Raw genomic sequence first — 16,141 nt, 5'->3', positions numbered from 1 at the left:
AGAAAGGATCGTGAGTACATTCATTCAAAATCCGCTGGTCAGAATTCTGGTCGCCTATGCGCTTGGCGTAATGGCGGCGATGACCGTCAGTGAAGCAGTCACCGAGTTAGGTTCCATCGCCAAAGAGTTCCAGGTATTTGAACACAGCCAGATCGGGCTGATTATGTCGCTGCCGTCATTGATGGTGGCGCTCGGCGCCCTGCTGGCGGGTTACCTCGTTGACCGGATCGGTGACCGGGTGGTGTTGCTGGCAGGTGCGGTGGTGATTGTCGCAGGCGATATCTGCGTGGTCGCCGCCCCGGCCTTCAATCTGTTGCTGGCCGGACGCATCATCACCGGCATCGGTTATGTATTAACCGCCGTGGCGGCGGTGACGCTGTTGATCCGCATCACCACTGGCAAACAACGCAATATGGCGATGGCGCTGTGGTCGACATTTGTCCCCGCCAGTTTCCTGCTGCCGTTTCTCTCAGCGGGCCTCGCGGAGCATTTTGGCAGCTGGCGAGCCGCCTTCGTGGCGCATTCGGCCCTCACCCTGGCGCTGGCGTTTGTCGCCACCGTGAGTCTGCCGCGCCGCACCGCTGAGGAGAAAGCGCAGTTCTCGCGTACCCGTGGTTTACGCGCGGTACTGAGAAGCCCGTTGATCTACCTGCTGGGCATTTCATTCGGTGCCGACGCCTTTTTGCAGACCGGCATTATCTCCACCCTCGCCCCTTATCTTGCCAAACGCTACAGCGTGCCGGTGCTGGAAGTCGCGCACTGGAACGTGGTGGCGATGGTGTGCAACGGCATCGGCTGCCTGATGGTCGGCGCGATGCTGAACCGGGGCGTGAAAGCCGCCGCAATTGGCGTGGTCGGCCTGATTCTCACCGGTGCGCCTGCTCTGGCGATCTACACCCTGCCGCTCGGCTTTATGGTTTCCGTCGTTGCCTCGTGGGTGTTTATGTTTGGCAGTGGCCTGCTGGTGGGCATGTGGGCACTGGCCCCGGTGGTCGCGCCCTCACGCGAAAGCATTGGGGCCACCAGCGGGCTGATCACCCAGCTGACGTTGGTCGGCGTGTTCTTAGGCCCGCCGCTGTTTATCGCCGCGCAAAGCAGCGAAGACCCGCAGTCGCTGGCGCTGCTGGTGATCGCCGGGCTGGTGGTGTGTCTGGCAGGGCTGCCGATCTGGCTGCGCGATGTGCAGCGGCAAACCGGTCACGACCTCAAAACCAATACCCTGAAAAGTCATAGTTGAACGCTGAATAACAAGAGGAAGTCATCATGTTGGATATCGTCATTATTGGTGCTGGCCCGGCCGGACTGGCAACCGCTCTGCGCCTGCATCAGCAGGGCTTTCGCCCCCGCCTGTTTGAAGCGGTGGCCGAGATTAAACCGCTGGGCGTCGGCGTTGATATCAAGCCGTACGCGGTAAAAGAAATCACCGAGCTGGGCCTGTACGACGCCTTTGTCGACATCTCGGTGGAAGCGAAAGAATCGATTTTTTACACCGGCTACGGTCAGCAAATCTTCGGCGAGCAGTGCGGCAAGCATATGGGCTACGACTATGACCAGCGTTTTGTCCATCGCGGCCACCTGCAAATGATGCTGTACAAAGCGGTACAGCAACGTCTGGGCGCTGACGCCATCACCCTCGGCTGTCGTTGCAGCCATTTCGAGCAGGATGACAGCGGCGTGACCGTCCATTTCGATACCCGCTTAAACCTCAATGCGCCGAACAGCGTGCGTGCCGATGTGGTGATTGGCGTGGATGGTATCCGTTCGGTGGTACGCAGCAAATTGTTGCCGGAATCCGCCCGCAGCCACTTCTCCGGCCTGACGTTGTATCGCGGCGTCACGGTGATGCCGCCGTTCAAAACTGGCGGCAGCATTCTGCACATCGGCGACCCGATTCGTCAGGGCACGCTGATCGTCTATCCGATTCAGAACAACGTCGATGGTCAGGGCAACCAGCTGGTGAACTGGGTGATTGAACAGGACGAGAAGCCGCAAACCGAAGAAGACTGGAACCAGGAAACCGGCGTCAAAGAGATCGAACAGGTATTTGATGACTGCCAGCTCGATTTCCTCGATGTCAGCGCGATGATCCGCAACGCCCGCGAATGTTATCTGTTCCCGTTGATCGATCATGACCCATTGCCGCAATGGTCGTTTGGCCGCATCACCCTGCTCGGTGACGCCGCGCACGCCATGTATCCACGCGGTGGCAACAGCGTTTGCCAGGCCTTTGTCGATGCGCGCGTGGTGGCGGAGAAACTCGCCAGTATCAGTGACCCGGTTGCCGCCTTGCAGGCTTACGAGCTGGAACGACGTGAAAAAGTGAACTGGCTGGTGCTGGCATCACGCGGCGAAGGCCCGGAAGTGGTACGCCGTATCGTCGAGGAACGCAGCGGCGGTAAGCCGTTCGACGACATCGAAAAAATCTTTCCCCATGAAGAAGCCCTGTCGATTTTTAGCGAATACCACGCCAAAGCCGGTATGCGCATTCCGACAGAAAAAGAGACCGACCAACCGACGAAGTACCAATCGGTTTTTGCCACCCCTAAATAATTGAGATAAAGGAACTGACTATGAGCAAGATCATCGATGCCAATATGCACTGGCTGCCAGGCGAGCTGTTTTCTGACAAGAAGCTGCTGAATTCATTTCTCAACTGCGTACCGAAACAATATGGCGTGCATACCCGCGTAGAGAAAATCGAAGGCAAAGAACTGAGCCAGCTGATCATCGAGCAGCCGAAAGGCTTCGTTAACCTGAACTACGCCGAAGGGCAATACACGCTGGAAAGCCAGCTGGCTGACATGGAAAAAGCCGGGGTTGATCACGCCATTTTCCGTCTGCCGGTGTGGCAGGAGTGGCTGGACCTGGAGACCTGCAAAGAGGTCAACACCCGCATGGCCGAATACGTGCAACGCAGTGAAGGCCGCATGTCGGCGCTGGCGGTGGTGCCGCCGTGGGGCACCGAAGATTGCCTGCGCGAAGTGGATCGTTGCCTGAATCAGCTGGGCTTCCGTGGCGCGCAGATCGTCGCCCACTACGGCCAGATTTACCTCGACGACGCGGCATTCCGTCCGTACCTGAAATTCCTCAACGACCTGAGCGTCCCGGTGGTGGTGCACCACACGCCGCTGCCGGTGGATTTCAACTCGGTGCTGCCTTACACCAACCAGCGTCGTCAGTTTGGTCGCTGCATTGACCAGGCAACAGCGGTGGGTCGCGAGCTGTTCAGCGGCATGTTCGATGAGCTGCCCAACCTGCGCTTTATCCACTCCATGCTGGGCGGCGCGTTTTATGCCTTCGCCGATATGCTGGTTCCGCCGCAACATCAGTTCAACGATGCCGTCGATCGTTTCCAGACCGGCACCGGCAACCTGCGCGCGCAGCTGAGCAACAACATTTTCTTCGACACCTCCGGTGCGCCGCAATGGGGTAAAGCGCAGCTGGAAGCCGCGGTGAAGGTAATTGGCGGCAAAAATATCCTCTACGGCAGCTCCTATCCGATCCGTAAAGACTGGTTCTTCAAGGGCATTGAAACCATCGAAGGTCTGGATATCAGCGCTGAGGATAAAGCCAATATTCTGGGCGGCAACGCCGCGCGCATGTTTAACCTGGCATAACGCGCCACGGCGCTGCGTCAACGCCGTAAACCCTCCTGTGTCTTGAACACTGCTCAGCCACCATGCTGGGAGCGGCGGGCTTCTGCTCGCCGTATTTTTGCTAAAAGAAGGAGAAAACCCGTGGAACGACCACAATTTATCCGTTTTTCAGCCGACAAAGGTCGGTTGCAGGGATATGGTTTGATCAGCGGTGCCGGTGTTATCGATCTTACGCCGCGCTTTGGCACACGCTGGCCGACGCTGGATGCGGTGATTGCCGATCAGGCGCTGGCGTCCCTGGCGGCTGAGGCGCAAAACCTGCCGGTGGATTACGCGCTGGCCGATATTCAGTACGAAGTGCCGCTGAGCCAGCCAGGTAAAATCCTGTGCATCGGCGTCAACTATCCCAACCGCAACGCGGAATATAAAGACGGGCAGACGGCAGCGGATTATCCGTCGATGTTTGTGCGCTTCATCGAGTCCCTCACCGGCCATCAGCAACCGTTGCTGCGCCCCGCCGAGAGCGAGCAACTCGATTACGAAGGTGAAGTGGTGATCGTGATAGGTAAAGCCGGTCGCCGCATTGCTGAAAGTGAGGCGCTGAACCATATCGCCGCCATTACCGTCGGTAACGAAGGGACGGTGCGCGACTGGGTGCGCCACAGCAAATTTAACGTGACCCAGGGTAAAAACTTCTATCGCTCCGGGGCAATCGGCCCGTGGCTGGTGCCGTTCAGCGATGCCGCACAGCTGGCTGATATTCGTTTAACCACCCATGTGAATGGCGAGCTGCGTCAGGACGATCGTACCCGCCATATGACCTTCTCGTTTAGCTGGATCATCGCCTATATCTCCACCTTTATTCCGCTCAATCCCGGCGACATTATCTTTACCGGCACCCCCACCGGGGCTGGAGCGCGTTTTGATCCTCCCGTCTGGCTGAAACCGGGCGATGTGATTGAAGTGCATGCCGAGGGTATCGGCACCCTGCGTAATACCGTTCAGGATGAGGTGTGATGATGCTGAGCCAGAGCGAATTATTAACCGCCGTAGAGGCGCTCGATCAGGCCGAACACAGCCGCAGTCAGACCGGATTGCTATCGCTGCGCTTCCCGGCGATGACGCTGGACGATGCTTACGCGGTGCAACAGGCGTGGGTGCGGCAAAAGATTGAGGGGGGGCGCAAGGTGATTGGCTGGAAAATTGGCCTGACCTCAAAAGCGATGCAATACGCCCTGAACATCGACACCCCCGACTCCGGCGTGTTGTTCGACAATATGGTGTTTGACGATGGTGCCACCATTCCCGCCGAACGTTTTATTCAGCCGCGTATTGAAGCGGAGCTGGCCTTTGTACTCAAGTCACCGTTACACGGGCCGGATGTGGATGTCGAAGCGGTGCTGGCGGCGACGGCTTACGTGTTACCCGCGCTGGAAATTCTGGATACCCGCATCGTGCGCAGCGATGCCGCCAGTGGCAAAGCGCGCACCATCGTCGATACCGTGTCCGACAACGCCGCCAATGCCGGTGTGGTGCTGGGCAGCCAGTTATTTTCCCCGGAAAACGTTGATATGCGCTGGCTGGGCGCGATTGTGTCGCGTAATGCCACCGTTGAGGAAACCGGGCTGGGGGCGGGAGTGCTGAACCATCCGGCACGCGGCATTGCCTGGCTGGCAAACCGGCTGGCGCAGTATGGCGACCACCTCGCCGCCGGACAGATTGTGCTGGCCGGTTCCTTTATCCGCCCGATTGAGGCCCGTCATGGCGATACCATCCATGCTGACTATGGCCGTCATGGCTCGGTCAGCTGCTACTTTGCGTGAGGCAACGATGTCCGCACCGATCAATGGTTTTAAACAGGCTTTGCAACACAAACAGGCGCAGATTGGCCTGTGGCTGGCACTGGCCAGCCCCTACAGCGCCGAGATTTGCGGCGCTGCCGGTTTTGACTGGCTGCTGCTGGATGGTGAACACGCGCCCAATGATGTGCCGCTGCTGATGAGCCAGCTCCAGGCACTGGCGGCAGCACCGGCACATGCCGTGGTACGTGCACCGATGGATGCCCCCTGGTTGATAAAACAGCTGCTGGATATTGGCGCGCAGACGCTGCTGATCCCGATGGTGGAGAGTGCAGAACAGGCGCAGGCGCTGGTGAAAGCGGTGCGCTATCCGCCGCACGGCATACGCGGTGTGGGTGCGGCGCTGGCACGGGCTTCGGCCTTTAACCGCACGCCGGATTATCTGACCACCGCCAATGCGCAGATTTGTCTGCTGGTGCAGGTGGAAAGCCGTGCGGGCCTGGCGCAGCTGGATGCGATTACCGCCACTGAGGGTGTCGATGGGGTGTTTATTGGTCCGGCCGATCTGGCGGCAGATATGGGCTATCCGGGACAACCCGCCGCCGCTGAGGTACAGCAGGCGGTAGAAGCGGCGCTGCTGCGCATTCAGTCACATGGCAAGGCGGCGGGGATTCTGAGTGCCGATGCGAAACTTTGTGCGCGTTATCTGGCGCTGGGTGCCACCTTTGTCGCGGTGGGCAGTGATGTCGGGCTGCTGGTGAAAGCCACCTCGGCACTGGCGGCGGATTTCCGTTAATTGCACAAAACCGTGGCGGCGCGGGTCAGGCTGGCTGCCACACCACGTCCAGCGTTTCCCGCACTGCGGCCTCTTCCAGATGACGCACCAGAATATGTTGCATCTCAATCAGTTTTTCGTCATTCAGCGCGGTTAAGGTGACACGAAAAATGCCGTCCAGCGCTTCCATCCGCACTTCGCCCATACTCATGCGGAAATGGCCGCTGTTTTCATCCATCACCACCGGCGTGCGATGCTGAAAATGGCTGCCGAGGCGGCGCAGAAAACGCTCACCGTTAGGGGTGACGATATTGGCCACGCATGTTGCCGCCCCATCGCTCAGCATCGGCGCATTGAGCAGGGCTTCGATCTGGTTGGCCGCGACATGGATAATCTCTCCGATACGCGTCACTACCTGCTCCGCTACCGGTTCCATTTTGGCGCGCAGGCTGAGTGCACGTTTCAGATGATCCATCGCCTCCACAATCGCCTGCGGTGACTTGCCGTGCCCTTGCCCCTTCGGCACCACGCGCGCCACCAGCATATCAATCACGGTTTTATTGGCGCTGAGGAATGCATTCCCTTCCTCGGTGATGGTGTAGCGTTTGCGTCCACCTTTCTCTAAATCGATTTCGGCGTAGCCGCGATCGTAGAGCCAGGTTAAGGCCGGATAGAGTACGCCGGGGCTGGGTTTATAGGTGCCGCCCAGCCGTTCGTTGACTTCATGAATCAGTTCGTAGCCATGGCTGGGTTGTTTGGCGATAATTGCCAGCAATAACAGACGTAATTCGCCATAATCAAAGGCGCGCGCCCGGCGGCCCGTTTTGCCACCCGCAGGTTGCGTGTCCAATTCGCTCTGTCCGACCATGTCTGCCCCCGCGCTGTTACCTGAATAACCACACAAATCTCACTGAATTTAAATATATCGAAATTTTCGATATAGTCCAGATGGATATGACTCACAGGCAATATAGAGAAAGCGGCGGGCAGATACAAATACTGCCCGCTATCAGGGGATTAGCGTGCCAGCACGGCAATAAAGTCGCATTGAATTAAGGTATTGCCGCTGAAGTTGCCCTCCAGCGCGTGACGTGCCGGGCGTGAATGTGGCTGCGGAAAAGCCTGTAGCCAGTAGCGATTCACCACCTCGCGCTGGGTTTTATCCTGCATCCATAACGTCACCTTGATAACATCTTCCATGCTGCCGCCTGCCGCACAGACGATGCTCGCCATATGCCGGAACATCAGCGCGCACTGCTCGCCCAAATCGGCGGGCACCTGCTGCGTCTGTGGGTCCCGGCCATAAATCACCCCGGAATACAGCATCGATCCCACCCGACACGCAGCCGGGATCGGATTCGCATGGGGAAAAGCGTCGATATAAATGCTTTCGCGTGTAGCCATATTGCCTCCTGATTAATAATCGTCATCCGCCATTTTCGCGCCAAAGCGGTACACCAGACGCAGGCGCTCGGCGTGATAGTTGCCCGTCACCTCATTAGGGGAATGGACGTAGTCAAACTCGAATTCCAGATGCAGGCGTGGCGTGACGTTGTAACCGAGAATCATAAAGGCCGCGTTGATATTCTCGGCCGGCAGCGGATAGTAAATGCCGCTGGAGTCTTCCAGTTCCAGCCGCGTCAGGCCAAACACCCCGAGGTACTTCTCGTCGTGATACGCATAGCGCAGGGCAAACGCCTTACCGGGCTGGTTGGTGGTGACCATCGAAACCAGTGGTTGACCGCTCTCCAGCGGAGTATGGTCATAAATGCCGTAGCTATAAGGGGCGAAGAACCCCCCACTCAGGAAGGCATCCTCTTTACGCGGCACATAGGTCGCGGCGAAATAGAGATCGTGATTGCGCGTTTTCATGCCGATACGCCCGGAATAAAGGTCGGTATCGATGTTGTGATAGGGATACGCCTGATCGCTGGCGTCCCATTCATGCAGATATTGCGCGCCCCAGTACGGCGTCCAGTTACCAAACTTCAGCGCGGAGACCGGCAGTTGCACCCCGCCATAACCCAGCTGGGCGCGTTTATCAAAGTTGTAATACCAGGCTTCGGCGAGGGTGTTCCATTGCTGCCCATAGCGCAGGCCCACGGTGGTGAAGCCATTGCTGTCCACCGATGGCATGCTGGTGTCTTCAATCTCAGGGGCACCGGCATCGCCTTTGCCAAATTCGTCCGAACTTTCGGGTTTGAACCGATAAATGCGGTACGCATTCAGCCGGAAGTCGCCGGTGTTATTCAGGGCATAGCTGCCGCCAAACCCTTCATACAGCGCCGGGATCATGGTCCAGCCTTCACCTTCATTGGCGAAGGGCGTATCCAGCCCGATACGTCCGCCCTGGAGATCAAAGCCATATCCCTGATAACGCAGGAAGGCCTTACCCAGCACGGTCACGTCTTCGGATGGCAGATAGATCTCGGTCTTTTCCGGATCGTCGTTGTTTAATCCAAAGTTATAGGCCCCATAGACCCCCAATCCCACGCTAAATCCCGCCGCCTGCGGGCTGCGGTACTGGATATCCCCTCCCGCCGAGCTGGTGCGTTTATTGGGCAGAGTGCCGCTAAATTCTTTAAAGAAGGTCATGGTTTTTAGCTCGCCCGAGATATTGCCTTGTGTGAGCCAGTCATTAAAGCTGTCGGAGTCAGATGCAGGTGCTGCCTCCGCAAAGCAGTTACCGCAGAACAACGCCAGAGGCACTACGGTTAATGCAGCAATTTTGGTTTTTTTCTGAACATGCATTGCCTGATAACCTCGTAATAATGTGTAGGGTTTGCAGGTGCGCATCAATGCGCACCCTACGTCCTTGTAGGGTCGGCATTAATGCCGACCTTTTTTAGGCACAGCGAAACCATCCGCGTCCCGTGAGGGAACGGTCAATTGACACTTTGGGTTACCCGGGCAAAACGACGTCACCCGGTACGACAGGAGTTCAGGCTTTGCAGCCTGAGATTACTTCTGCAACTGCGACAGCAATGCCTTGCCGTAGTCGTTGCCGTTGGGTATGCGGGTGATGGTGTGAATGTGGAAACGCGCCGGTTGCTCATTGGTCAGCCACATGCCGCTGTGATGATCAAACTCCAGCATCACCACCGGGCTTTGCAGGCGGTAATAAAACACATCGTCATCACCGTGGCCGCCAATCCAGCTCCACCAGCTGTCATCCAGATGGTCTTCGATTTGGCGCAGACGCCAGGCTCGCGGGCCATCCGGCAGAAAATCGACAAATACCGCCACCAGCGCCATCAGGCTGGCGCGCTGCGCCGGGGTAAACTCCGCCACGCATACCCCTTCCAGCGGGATCACCCGGTTATCCTGAAACGCGCCACCGAGATGGCGTTGATCGGCAAAATTAAAGCGTTCGGCAGGCATCAACGGGTCTTCCATCAACGCATAAATGGTGGCGCGTTGTTGTTGATCGCTGCTAAGGGATTGCATCAACGCCAGACCGAGCTGCTCCTCTTCACGGAACAGCACGCAATCGCTGGCATCACCCCGTTCGATCACATTGGGTTCAACGCCAAAAAAGGTCGGCGCAATCACCAGTTGCCTGCCGCTGATAAAGCAACAAAACGCCACATGATGACCGTAGATCGACCAACCCCACGGCTGCGTGGTCGAGGGGGTGCCAAACAGCAGAAAATGGAAGCTCCAGCGGTTCATGATGTGGGTGAGATCGTAGAGTTCACCGAGAAAATGGTTGGCATCCATCACCTGCTGCACTTTGCGGAAACCGCGTGCGCTGGTGCAGCTTTGCAGTAAGGACCAGAAAGCTTCACGGGTTGGCGCGGCGGTTTCATCCAGCCGGACACCATAATCATTGAAAGGAATTTCCGGGTTGTACCAGGCACGCCACTGTTTGGCGTCGATGGCATAACTCACCTGCTGCTGTTGCGCGCTATCCAGCGTGGACAATAATGCCTGTGCCGCCCTGACCGCCTCCTCCACCGCAAACCCTTCATCGCGCAGGGCAAACAGATCCGGCTGCACTTCGCCATTGCTGGTGATACCGCGAAAAGTTTCATCCAGCATCGCCTGCCAGTGCGCCCTGAGTTTTTGCGCTTTGTCGGTAGCCAGCATCCGCGCACCATAGGTTTGCAGATCGACACCGCGCGCCAGCCCGATACGTTCGGCATCCGCAGGCATCAGGTAATCACGAAAGTTGTCACGGGTCATCATGCCTCCTGGCAGGTTTCGGCAACCACCGGATTCTCGATATGACCGAGGCCTGCAATCTCCAGCCGCATCACATCACCGGGTTGTAAAAAGCGTCCGGTCGGCGCACCGATGCCGGAGGGCGTACCAGTCGCCAGAATGTCGCCCGGCTCCAGCGTCATCACCGTCGAGAGATAGGCAATTTGCTCATAGATGTCGTAAATCATGTCGCCGCTGTCGGCATGCTGACGCAGTTCGCCATTGACGAACAACTTCATCTCCAGCCGCAGGGGATCGGGGATTTCATCGGCAGTGGTGATCCACGGCCCGATCGGACCATGGGTATCGAAGGATTTACCCAGTGTGAAGGTCGGTGACTTGTGCAGCCAGTCACGCGCCGAGACATCGTTGACGATCAGATAACCGGCAATCACGCCTGCCGCCTCACTGGCTTTAACGTGACGACAGCGTTTGCCGATCACCACGCCAAGTTCGATTTCGTAATCCATTTTGTTGCTGGCATCGGGTTTCACCACCGGTGCGAACGGCCCGTTGATGCAGGAAACCTGTTTGTTAAACCACAGCTGGCTTTGCGGAATCGGAATGCCCGCCTGACGCGCTTCTTCCGCATGTTTGCGGTAATTCATGCCAATGCCGAGAAATTTCTGCGCGTCCTGAATTGGCGCTTCCAGCTGTACCGCACTTAACGCGAAGGCCGGAGAACCTGCTGCTGCGAGGCGCGGGCGCAGCGGCGTTAATCCTGCCAGCAGCTGGCGCATGGAATCCCCCACACCAGGTACACCAGAGAGATCAATCACCTGATCCCCCACCACTTTGCCAATGCGGGTGCGGCCCTGTTCGGTAAAACGTACCAGTTTCATGCTGTTTTCCTTTGCTGTCAGACCTGATGAGGGGTTAACTGCGAGAGCAGAATTTGCCAGCCACCGGCGATACGGCGCAGTACCAGCGTCGAGAAGCCGTAACGCTCTGCTTCTTCACCGGTTTCCAGCCGCCGCACCCGGTTACGGGTGTTGCCCGTCAGGATGGCGATATCACCTTCGATACGAATTTCCGGAGGGTCACGCTGGATAGCCACAAATCCCCCCATCCGTTTCACATGCGCCAGAAACTGCGCTTTGTTATGCACCATGCCGGTACTGTGGATATGGATAAGATCCGCTGCCAGCATGTTTTCCAGCGCGGTTAAATCCGCTTCGATAAGCGCGCGCTGCCGCTGCTGTTCAAACGCCAGCAATTGATGAATCAGCTCAGTCATCAGATCAACCCCGGATAGGAGCCGCCATCCAGTTGCAGGTTCTGACCCGAAATAAACCCGGCCTGCTGGCTGCACAGAAACGCACAGGCGGCACCAAATTCAGCCGGTGTGCCGTAGCGTCTGGCGGCAATGGATTGCACATTCCTCTGGCGTGCCTCTTCGCGGCTGATGCCCTCTTTGGCTATCAGGCGTTGCAGCATAAATTCCTGGCGTGGTGTATCGATCCGCTCCGGCAGCAGGTTATTTATGGTGACGTTGTCACGCACCACGTCCTGGCTGATCGCTTTGCACATCGCGGTTAACGCCGCACGCGCCGAGGTGGAGAGCCCCATCATGTAATGTGGCGTTTTCACCATCGCCGAAGTGATATTGATAATGCGGCCAAAGCCCTGTGTCTGCATGGCAGGCAGCCAGGCGCGGATCAGCTGAATCGCAGGAATAAAGTTGGCTTCCATCGCCTCACGCAACGCGCTCGCTTCCCAGTCCGTTAATGCCCCAGGCTGTGGCCCGGCATTGTTGGTAACGAGGATATCAACCTGCGGTAAAGCGCTGATGATGCTGCTACGCCCGGCCTCGCTGGTTAAATCCGCGCAGATGTAGCTGATTTCCGCCGCTGGATTTTCCTCACGCAACCGCTGAGCAGCGTCCTGCAATTTGGCTTCATAACGCCCGTTCAGCGTGACGCGCACCCCTTCTGCCGCCAGTGCCTGCGCACACGCCAGCCCCAGCCCCTGTGACGACGCGCAGACAAAAGCGATTTTATTGCGTATGCCCAGATCCATGATTTCTCCCTGCATTGATGACGTGGATGACGGTGCGATAACGAATAATTAGATATATCTAGTATTGCGATATGTCAGAATATTGCACGGCTCGACGCTGCAAAACTAAGAGGCGGGTCACGGATCGTTAACAGGATGTGAAAATGAGAAGTGTTTTGATCGGGGGGGGAATGTGCGGTTATCAGCATTCTTGCCTACAACCGCACTCAGCGCGCGATGATTATTGCCCGCTGACCGTACCACTCAGCACCGCGGGCGCATCGGCTTTCACCAGGAAACAGATCAGCGTGGCATCACGTTCTCCGCGAATATCCGGCAGTGATGCCGCATCGCTGACCGCATCACCTTTATGCAACCGCTGCTCACCGATACGCACCACACCCTCCAGCAGGGTGATCCAGACGGCAAAGCCCTCACGCTGCGGCACCTGAATTTGCTGGTCTCTTTCCAGTTTCAGATCCCAGGCATACACCGCCTGACGTAACGTCAGCGGTGCATCACTGCCTTCAGGTCCGGCCAACAGCGTCCAGGCATTTATCGCTGCGCCCTCGCCACGCGTGAATTGCTGCACCCGCCCTTCGCCACCCGCGCTGGCGGGCCGGATATACGCCTGCAACATTTCGGTTTCGATCAGCGGTGCCGATTCCTCATGACGCAAACCGTCACCAGCATTCACCACCATCACGCGTTTGGCGTTAAGCGGCGTGCGTTCGCCATCTTCATGCTGATGCTGGGAGGAACCGCGCCAGACGTAAGTGAAGATCTCATCATTCTGATGGCTGTGCATCGGTACGCGCGCGCCGGTTTTCAGCGTCATCTGATCCACAATCGCCAGCGGGCCAAACGCCTCGCCAGGACGCTGGCGGCGAATGGTAAAAGGACCATATTCAAACAGCTGGTCGCGCTGTGCACGTAACACGTTCATTTTCAGCCTCCACAAAATCAGTTTATGGCAACCATGATAGTGACTGGAAAATTGCACACCAGTAGGGGGATTTGCTCGGTTAAATCAAATTTTTTGACAATTGATCATTCGCCATCGTTGCGGAAATTACGTAAAATAAGCGCTTACTTTCCGCAGGCCATACAAAATGAATCGGACAGAGCAAATTCTTGCCGCAGCAGAACAATGCATGCGGCTTAAAGGCTTTCACCAGACTTCAATCCAGAATATTGCCCGTGAGGCAAATATCAGCGTGGGTTTGATTTATAAATATTTCACCAATAAAGAGTCGATTATCGAAGCGCTGGTGTTAAACATCACGCAACGTTTAAAAGATCGCTTAAATGATGATCTGGAAAAAATTGCCAAATCAGGGGGTCAGGCACGCCTGCCGTTGTTTTCCGCCGGGCTGGTACCGCGTGAAGTGGAAAATGATATTGTGTTATTAATGGAAATATCGTCTGAATCGATGCGTAACCCGCGCATTATGCAAATCATGACCAATGCCTGGCAAAATCTGAAAGATAATTTTATTGCTAAAGAACAGGCACTGCATCCTGAGAAAGACAGCAATGTTATCCATACCCGCTTATATGTGCTGTCACTGATTATTGACGGCATTATTATCCGCCGCAGTATGAAACAACGCGACATTGCACCGTCCTTTGTGCCATTTTTTGACGGCATTATCAACGACGTGAACAATACCGTGGTTAAACAATAAATTAAGGCAATAAATGCTCGCTGAGAATCGTGCTCAGACGCGCCAGTTCCTGTTGATCTAAACCATCGTCAACAAAAGTACGACAGGCCACACCATCAATCAGCAGTAACAAAAAATGGATCTGATTAAAACGTTGCTCCGCCGTCGCCTGGGGTTCCCGCTGCTGAAATACATTATCCAGCATGGCAATTAATTGTTGCTCTTGCTCAGCGAGAATGTCACGCACACTGGCATTACGTGAAGCCTCAGAATAGACTTCCAGCAATAAACACTGGTCCTTAATTGACCATCCCTGCCAGAATACCGAATCTCTGGCAATAATATCTGCCATCTGCGGTTGCTGACTGAGTTTATTTTCCAGAAAGGTGCGCCATTCTGTCGCGATGACCTTTACCGTTTCAATCACCAATAATTCTTTGCTGCTGAAGTAACGATATATCTGTGCCGCACCCAGCCCACTTTCAGCACTCATCTCTGCCATGCTGGCACCATGAAAACCAGAACGACTGAAACAGACTTTCGCCGCACTAATAATCAGCTGTTTGCGCTGGAGCGTAAAATCTTCAAAGTCTTTCCTGGTCAATTTGAAACCTCATCAAAAAAAATGTACGAATTCGTCGTCGTGGGCCGATATTTAATCGGCCCACGGGATTTTACAGCTTGAGTTCCGACTCTTTCAATGCGGTCCCGCCACCCATCACTTTGTAGAAAGTGATGAGATTCAGGTAATAGGCCTGTTGGGTGGTCACCAGGCTGGTGCGCGCGCTATACAGCGTGCGCTGCGCGGTCAGTGCATCCAGGTAGGTATCAATGCCGTTGCGATAACGCAGATCTGCCAGATGGTAGTAGGTCTGCGAGGCCGTCACGTTATTACGCTGGCTGGTTAACTCGTCGTTGATGGTGCCACGCCGTGCCAGCGCATCCGCCACTTCCTGGAACGCCGTTTGCACCGCTTTCTCATACGCCGCGACGTAGTATTCCTTCTCCGCTTTGGTGTATTTCAGCTGCGAAATATTGTAACCACCGGTGAAAATCGGCAGCGAGATGCTCGGCGCAAACGACCAAATCCCGGCACCGTTTTTAAACAGTGAAGAAAGGTCAGAACTGCCCACGCCACCGCTGGTGGTCAGCGAGATGGTGGGGAAGAAGTTGGCGCGCGCCGCGCCAATACTGGCATTGGCTGACTTCAGGTTATGTTCCGCTTCCAGTACATCCGGACGATTCAACAGCGCATCCGACGAAACACCGGCTGGCACCTCGCGGAATGCCTGCCCCAGCGCATCAATACCCTGTGGCAACAGGTTATCCGGCACGCTGCGTCCCACCACCAAATCCAGCGCGTTTTTATCCTGCGCCACATCCGTGGTGTAACTGGCCACATCCGCCATCGCCGAGTGATAAGTGGTTTCAGCAGAGGAGAGATCCACCATTGAGGCGGTGCCATGTTCCATCTGCTTGCGCGTCACTTCCATCGACTGACGGGCGCTTTCCGCCGTATCTTTGGCGATCGCCAGATTGCTGCGATCGGCCGCCAGCTGTAACCAGTAATCTGCGGTGTTGTACAACACCGTCAGGCGCGTACTGCGTGCCCCCTCCAGCGTGCCGAGATAAGTTTCATATTGCTCGCGCGTCAGGCTCTGGTTCTTGCCAAACAAATCCAGCTCGAATGAACTGACGCTGCCCTCGGCTTCATAACTGTTGCTGATCGCAGTCTGGTTGCCTTCGCCCGTCAGGGCTCGTGAACGGGTGCCACTGACACCCGCATTGATGGTTGGGAATAACTCCGACCGTTCCTCACCGTACTGCGCATGGGCGGCTTTGACACTGGCGACTGCTTCACGCAGATCGCGACTGCTATCCAGCGCCATCGCCACCACCTGACGCAGTTGCGGATCGAGAATATATTCCTGCCAGCCGATATCACGATAATTAGCCGCCTGAGCGCCCTGCAATGAACGATAGGCCTCGCCGGAAGGCATGGTTTTGCTCACCGGGGCTTCTGGTCGTTTATAGTCCGGGTCCAGTGAGACACAGCCCGCCAGGAAACAGGGTAAAAAGATCACTAAAAGTTTTGCTGACATG

General features: G+C 56.3%; 17 protein-coding genes. 7 read left to right on the top strand and 10 right to left on the bottom strand.

All coding sequences use genetic code 11. From position 1 onward, the window contains the following. Positions 1 to 10: 10 nt before the first annotated feature. The 6 genes from HA50_RS09545 to hpaI all read left to right on the top strand — a co-directional run bounded on the left by HA50_RS09545 (position 11) and on the right by hpaI (position 6,191). The gene (locus tag HA50_RS09545; protein WP_084874656.1) at positions 11 to 1,237 is read left to right on the top strand and encodes an MFS transporter; all 1,227 of its coding nucleotides are present in this window, start codon (positions 11 to 13) and stop codon (positions 1,235 to 1,237) included. Positions 1,238 to 1,263: 26 nt separating this feature from the next. After that, positions 1,264 to 2,550 (top strand): FAD-dependent monooxygenase, encoded by a 1,287-nt coding sequence (locus HA50_RS09540; protein WP_084874654.1) that lies wholly within the window; start codon positions 1,264 to 1,266, stop codon positions 2,548 to 2,550. A gap of 20 nt (positions 2,551 to 2,570) precedes the next feature. After that, positions 2,571 to 3,617 (top strand): amidohydrolase family protein, encoded by a 1,047-nt coding sequence (locus HA50_RS09535; RefSeq protein ID WP_084874651.1) that lies wholly within the window; start codon positions 2,571 to 2,573, stop codon positions 3,615 to 3,617. A 120-nt stretch (positions 3,618 to 3,737) separates the two neighbouring features. Further along, positions 3,738 to 4,613: a fumarylacetoacetate hydrolase family protein gene (locus HA50_RS09530; protein ID WP_084874649.1), complete on the top strand. Its 876-nt coding sequence runs from the start codon at positions 3,738 to 3,740 to the stop codon at positions 4,611 to 4,613. A 2-nt stretch (positions 4,614 to 4,615) separates the two neighbouring features. After that, positions 4,616 to 5,419, top strand: coding sequence for a 2-oxo-hept-4-ene-1,7-dioate hydratase (gene hpaH / locus HA50_RS09525; RefSeq protein WP_084878449.1), 804 nt, complete (start codon positions 4,616 to 4,618; stop codon positions 5,417 to 5,419). A 7-nt stretch (positions 5,420 to 5,426) separates the two neighbouring features. Further along, positions 5,427 to 6,191 (top strand): 4-hydroxy-2-oxoheptanedioate aldolase, encoded by a 765-nt coding sequence (hpaI, locus tag HA50_RS09520; RefSeq protein ID WP_084874647.1) that lies wholly within the window; start codon positions 5,427 to 5,429, stop codon positions 6,189 to 6,191. A 25-nt stretch (positions 6,192 to 6,216) separates the two neighbouring features. Here the strand turns inward: hpaI and HA50_RS09515 are convergent, their stop codons facing one another. The 8 genes from HA50_RS09515 to HA50_RS09480 form a co-directional block, all read right to left on the bottom strand. After that, positions 6,217 to 7,038: a DUF2218 domain-containing protein gene (locus HA50_RS09515; RefSeq protein WP_084874644.1), complete on the bottom strand. Its 822-nt coding sequence runs from the start codon at positions 7,036 to 7,038 to the stop codon at positions 6,217 to 6,219. Positions 7,039 to 7,187: 149 nt separating this feature from the next. Continuing rightward, complete coding sequence (locus HA50_RS09510; RefSeq protein WP_084874641.1) at positions 7,188 to 7,574, bottom strand: RidA family protein; 387 nt, start codon at positions 7,572 to 7,574, stop codon at positions 7,188 to 7,190. Positions 7,575 to 7,586: 12 nt separating this feature from the next. Then, entirely contained in the window at positions 7,587 to 8,921 is a 1,335-nt protein-coding gene (locus HA50_RS09505) for a hypothetical protein (protein WP_084874637.1), read from the bottom strand. A gap of 210 nt (positions 8,922 to 9,131) precedes the next feature. Further along, complete coding sequence (locus HA50_RS09500; RefSeq protein WP_244193570.1) at positions 9,132 to 10,358, bottom strand: DUF3500 domain-containing protein; 1,227 nt, start codon at positions 10,356 to 10,358, stop codon at positions 9,132 to 9,134. Continuing rightward, a complete protein-coding gene (locus tag HA50_RS09495; protein ID WP_084874632.1) occupies positions 10,355 to 11,215 on the bottom strand; it encodes a fumarylacetoacetate hydrolase family protein in 861 nt (286 codons plus the stop codon). The genes HA50_RS09500 and HA50_RS09495 overlap by 4 nt, the downstream gene beginning before the upstream one ends. Before the next feature lie 17 nt (positions 11,216 to 11,232). Beyond that, a complete protein-coding gene (locus HA50_RS09490) occupies positions 11,233 to 11,610 on the bottom strand; it encodes a nuclear transport factor 2 family protein (RefSeq protein WP_084874629.1) in 378 nt (125 codons plus the stop codon). Continuing rightward, on the bottom strand, positions 11,610 to 12,392 hold the full coding sequence (locus HA50_RS09485; RefSeq protein ID WP_084874628.1) for an SDR family oxidoreductase: 783 nt from the start codon (positions 12,390 to 12,392) through the stop codon (positions 11,610 to 11,612). Before HA50_RS09485 ends, HA50_RS09490 begins: the two co-directional genes overlap by 1 nt. A 220-nt stretch (positions 12,393 to 12,612) precedes the next feature. Continuing rightward, positions 12,613 to 13,317 (bottom strand): pirin family protein, encoded by a 705-nt coding sequence (locus HA50_RS09480; protein ID WP_084874625.1) that lies wholly within the window; start codon positions 13,315 to 13,317, stop codon positions 12,613 to 12,615. 166 nt (positions 13,318 to 13,483) lie between these two features. On the opposite strand from HA50_RS09480, the gene HA50_RS09475 reads away from it, so the two are divergent. After that, on the top strand, positions 13,484 to 14,059 hold the full coding sequence (locus tag HA50_RS09475) for a TetR/AcrR family transcriptional regulator (protein WP_084874623.1): 576 nt from the start codon (positions 13,484 to 13,486) through the stop codon (positions 14,057 to 14,059). 1 nt (position 14,060) lies between these two features. Here the strand turns inward: HA50_RS09475 and HA50_RS09470 are convergent, their stop codons facing one another. Both HA50_RS09470 and HA50_RS09465 read right to left on the bottom strand, forming a co-directional pair. Continuing rightward, positions 14,061 to 14,642 (bottom strand): TetR/AcrR family transcriptional regulator, encoded by a 582-nt coding sequence (locus HA50_RS09470; protein WP_084874620.1) that lies wholly within the window; start codon positions 14,640 to 14,642, stop codon positions 14,061 to 14,063. Between the two features lie 70 nt (positions 14,643 to 14,712). After that, entirely contained in the window at positions 14,713 to 16,140 is a 1,428-nt protein-coding gene (locus HA50_RS09465; RefSeq protein ID WP_084874618.1) for an efflux transporter outer membrane subunit, read from the bottom strand. Position 16,141: the final 1 nt, after the last annotated feature.

The organism is Pantoea cypripedii, assembly GCF_002095535.1.
Taxonomy (GTDB): domain Bacteria; phylum Pseudomonadota; class Gammaproteobacteria; order Enterobacterales; family Enterobacteriaceae; genus Pantoea; species Pantoea cypripedii.
Note: the sequence above shows the minus strand (reverse complement) of the source record. Positions and strands in the feature narration are given on the sequence as shown.

Excerpts from the sequence above, each read along its gene's own strand:
- HA50_RS09490 (WP_084874629.1), bottom strand. The coding sequence starts at position 11,610 with ATGACTGAGCTGATTCATCAATTGCTGGCGTTTGAACAGCAGCGGCAG.
- HA50_RS09510 (WP_084874641.1), bottom strand. The coding sequence starts at position 7,574 with ATGGCTACACGCGAAAGCATTTATATCGACGCTTTTCCCCATGCGAAT.
- HA50_RS09540 (WP_084874654.1), top strand. The coding sequence starts at position 1,264 with ATGTTGGATATCGTCATTATTGGTGCTGGCCCGGCCGGACTGGCAACC.
- HA50_RS09505 (WP_084874637.1), bottom strand. The coding sequence starts at position 8,921 with ATGCATGTTCAGAAAAAAACCAAAATTGCTGCATTAACCGTAGTGCCT.
- HA50_RS09535 (WP_084874651.1), top strand. The coding sequence starts at position 2,571 with ATGAGCAAGATCATCGATGCCAATATGCACTGGCTGCCAGGCGAGCTG.
- hpaI (WP_084874647.1), top strand. The coding sequence starts at position 5,427 with ATGTCCGCACCGATCAATGGTTTTAAACAGGCTTTGCAACACAAACAG.
- HA50_RS09515 (WP_084874644.1), bottom strand. The coding sequence starts at position 7,038 with ATGGTCGGACAGAGCGAATTGGACACGCAACCTGCGGGTGGCAAAACG.
- HA50_RS09495 (WP_084874632.1), bottom strand. The coding sequence starts at position 11,215 with ATGAAACTGGTACGTTTTACCGAACAGGGCCGCACCCGCATTGGCAAA.
- HA50_RS09480 (WP_084874625.1), bottom strand. The coding sequence starts at position 13,317 with ATGAACGTGTTACGTGCACAGCGCGACCAGCTGTTTGAATATGGTCCT.
- HA50_RS09500 (WP_244193570.1), bottom strand. The coding sequence starts at position 10,358 with ATGATGACCCGTGACAACTTTCGTGATTACCTGATGCCTGCGGATGCC.
- hpaH (WP_084878449.1), top strand. The coding sequence starts at position 4,616 with ATGCTGAGCCAGAGCGAATTATTAACCGCCGTAGAGGCGCTCGATCAG.
- HA50_RS09465 (WP_084874618.1), bottom strand. The coding sequence starts at position 16,140 with ATGTCAGCAAAACTTTTAGTGATCTTTTTACCCTGTTTCCTGGCGGGC.
- HA50_RS09475 (WP_084874623.1), top strand. The coding sequence starts at position 13,484 with ATGAATCGGACAGAGCAAATTCTTGCCGCAGCAGAACAATGCATGCGG.
- HA50_RS09485 (WP_084874628.1), bottom strand. The coding sequence starts at position 12,392 with ATGGATCTGGGCATACGCAATAAAATCGCTTTTGTCTGCGCGTCGTCA.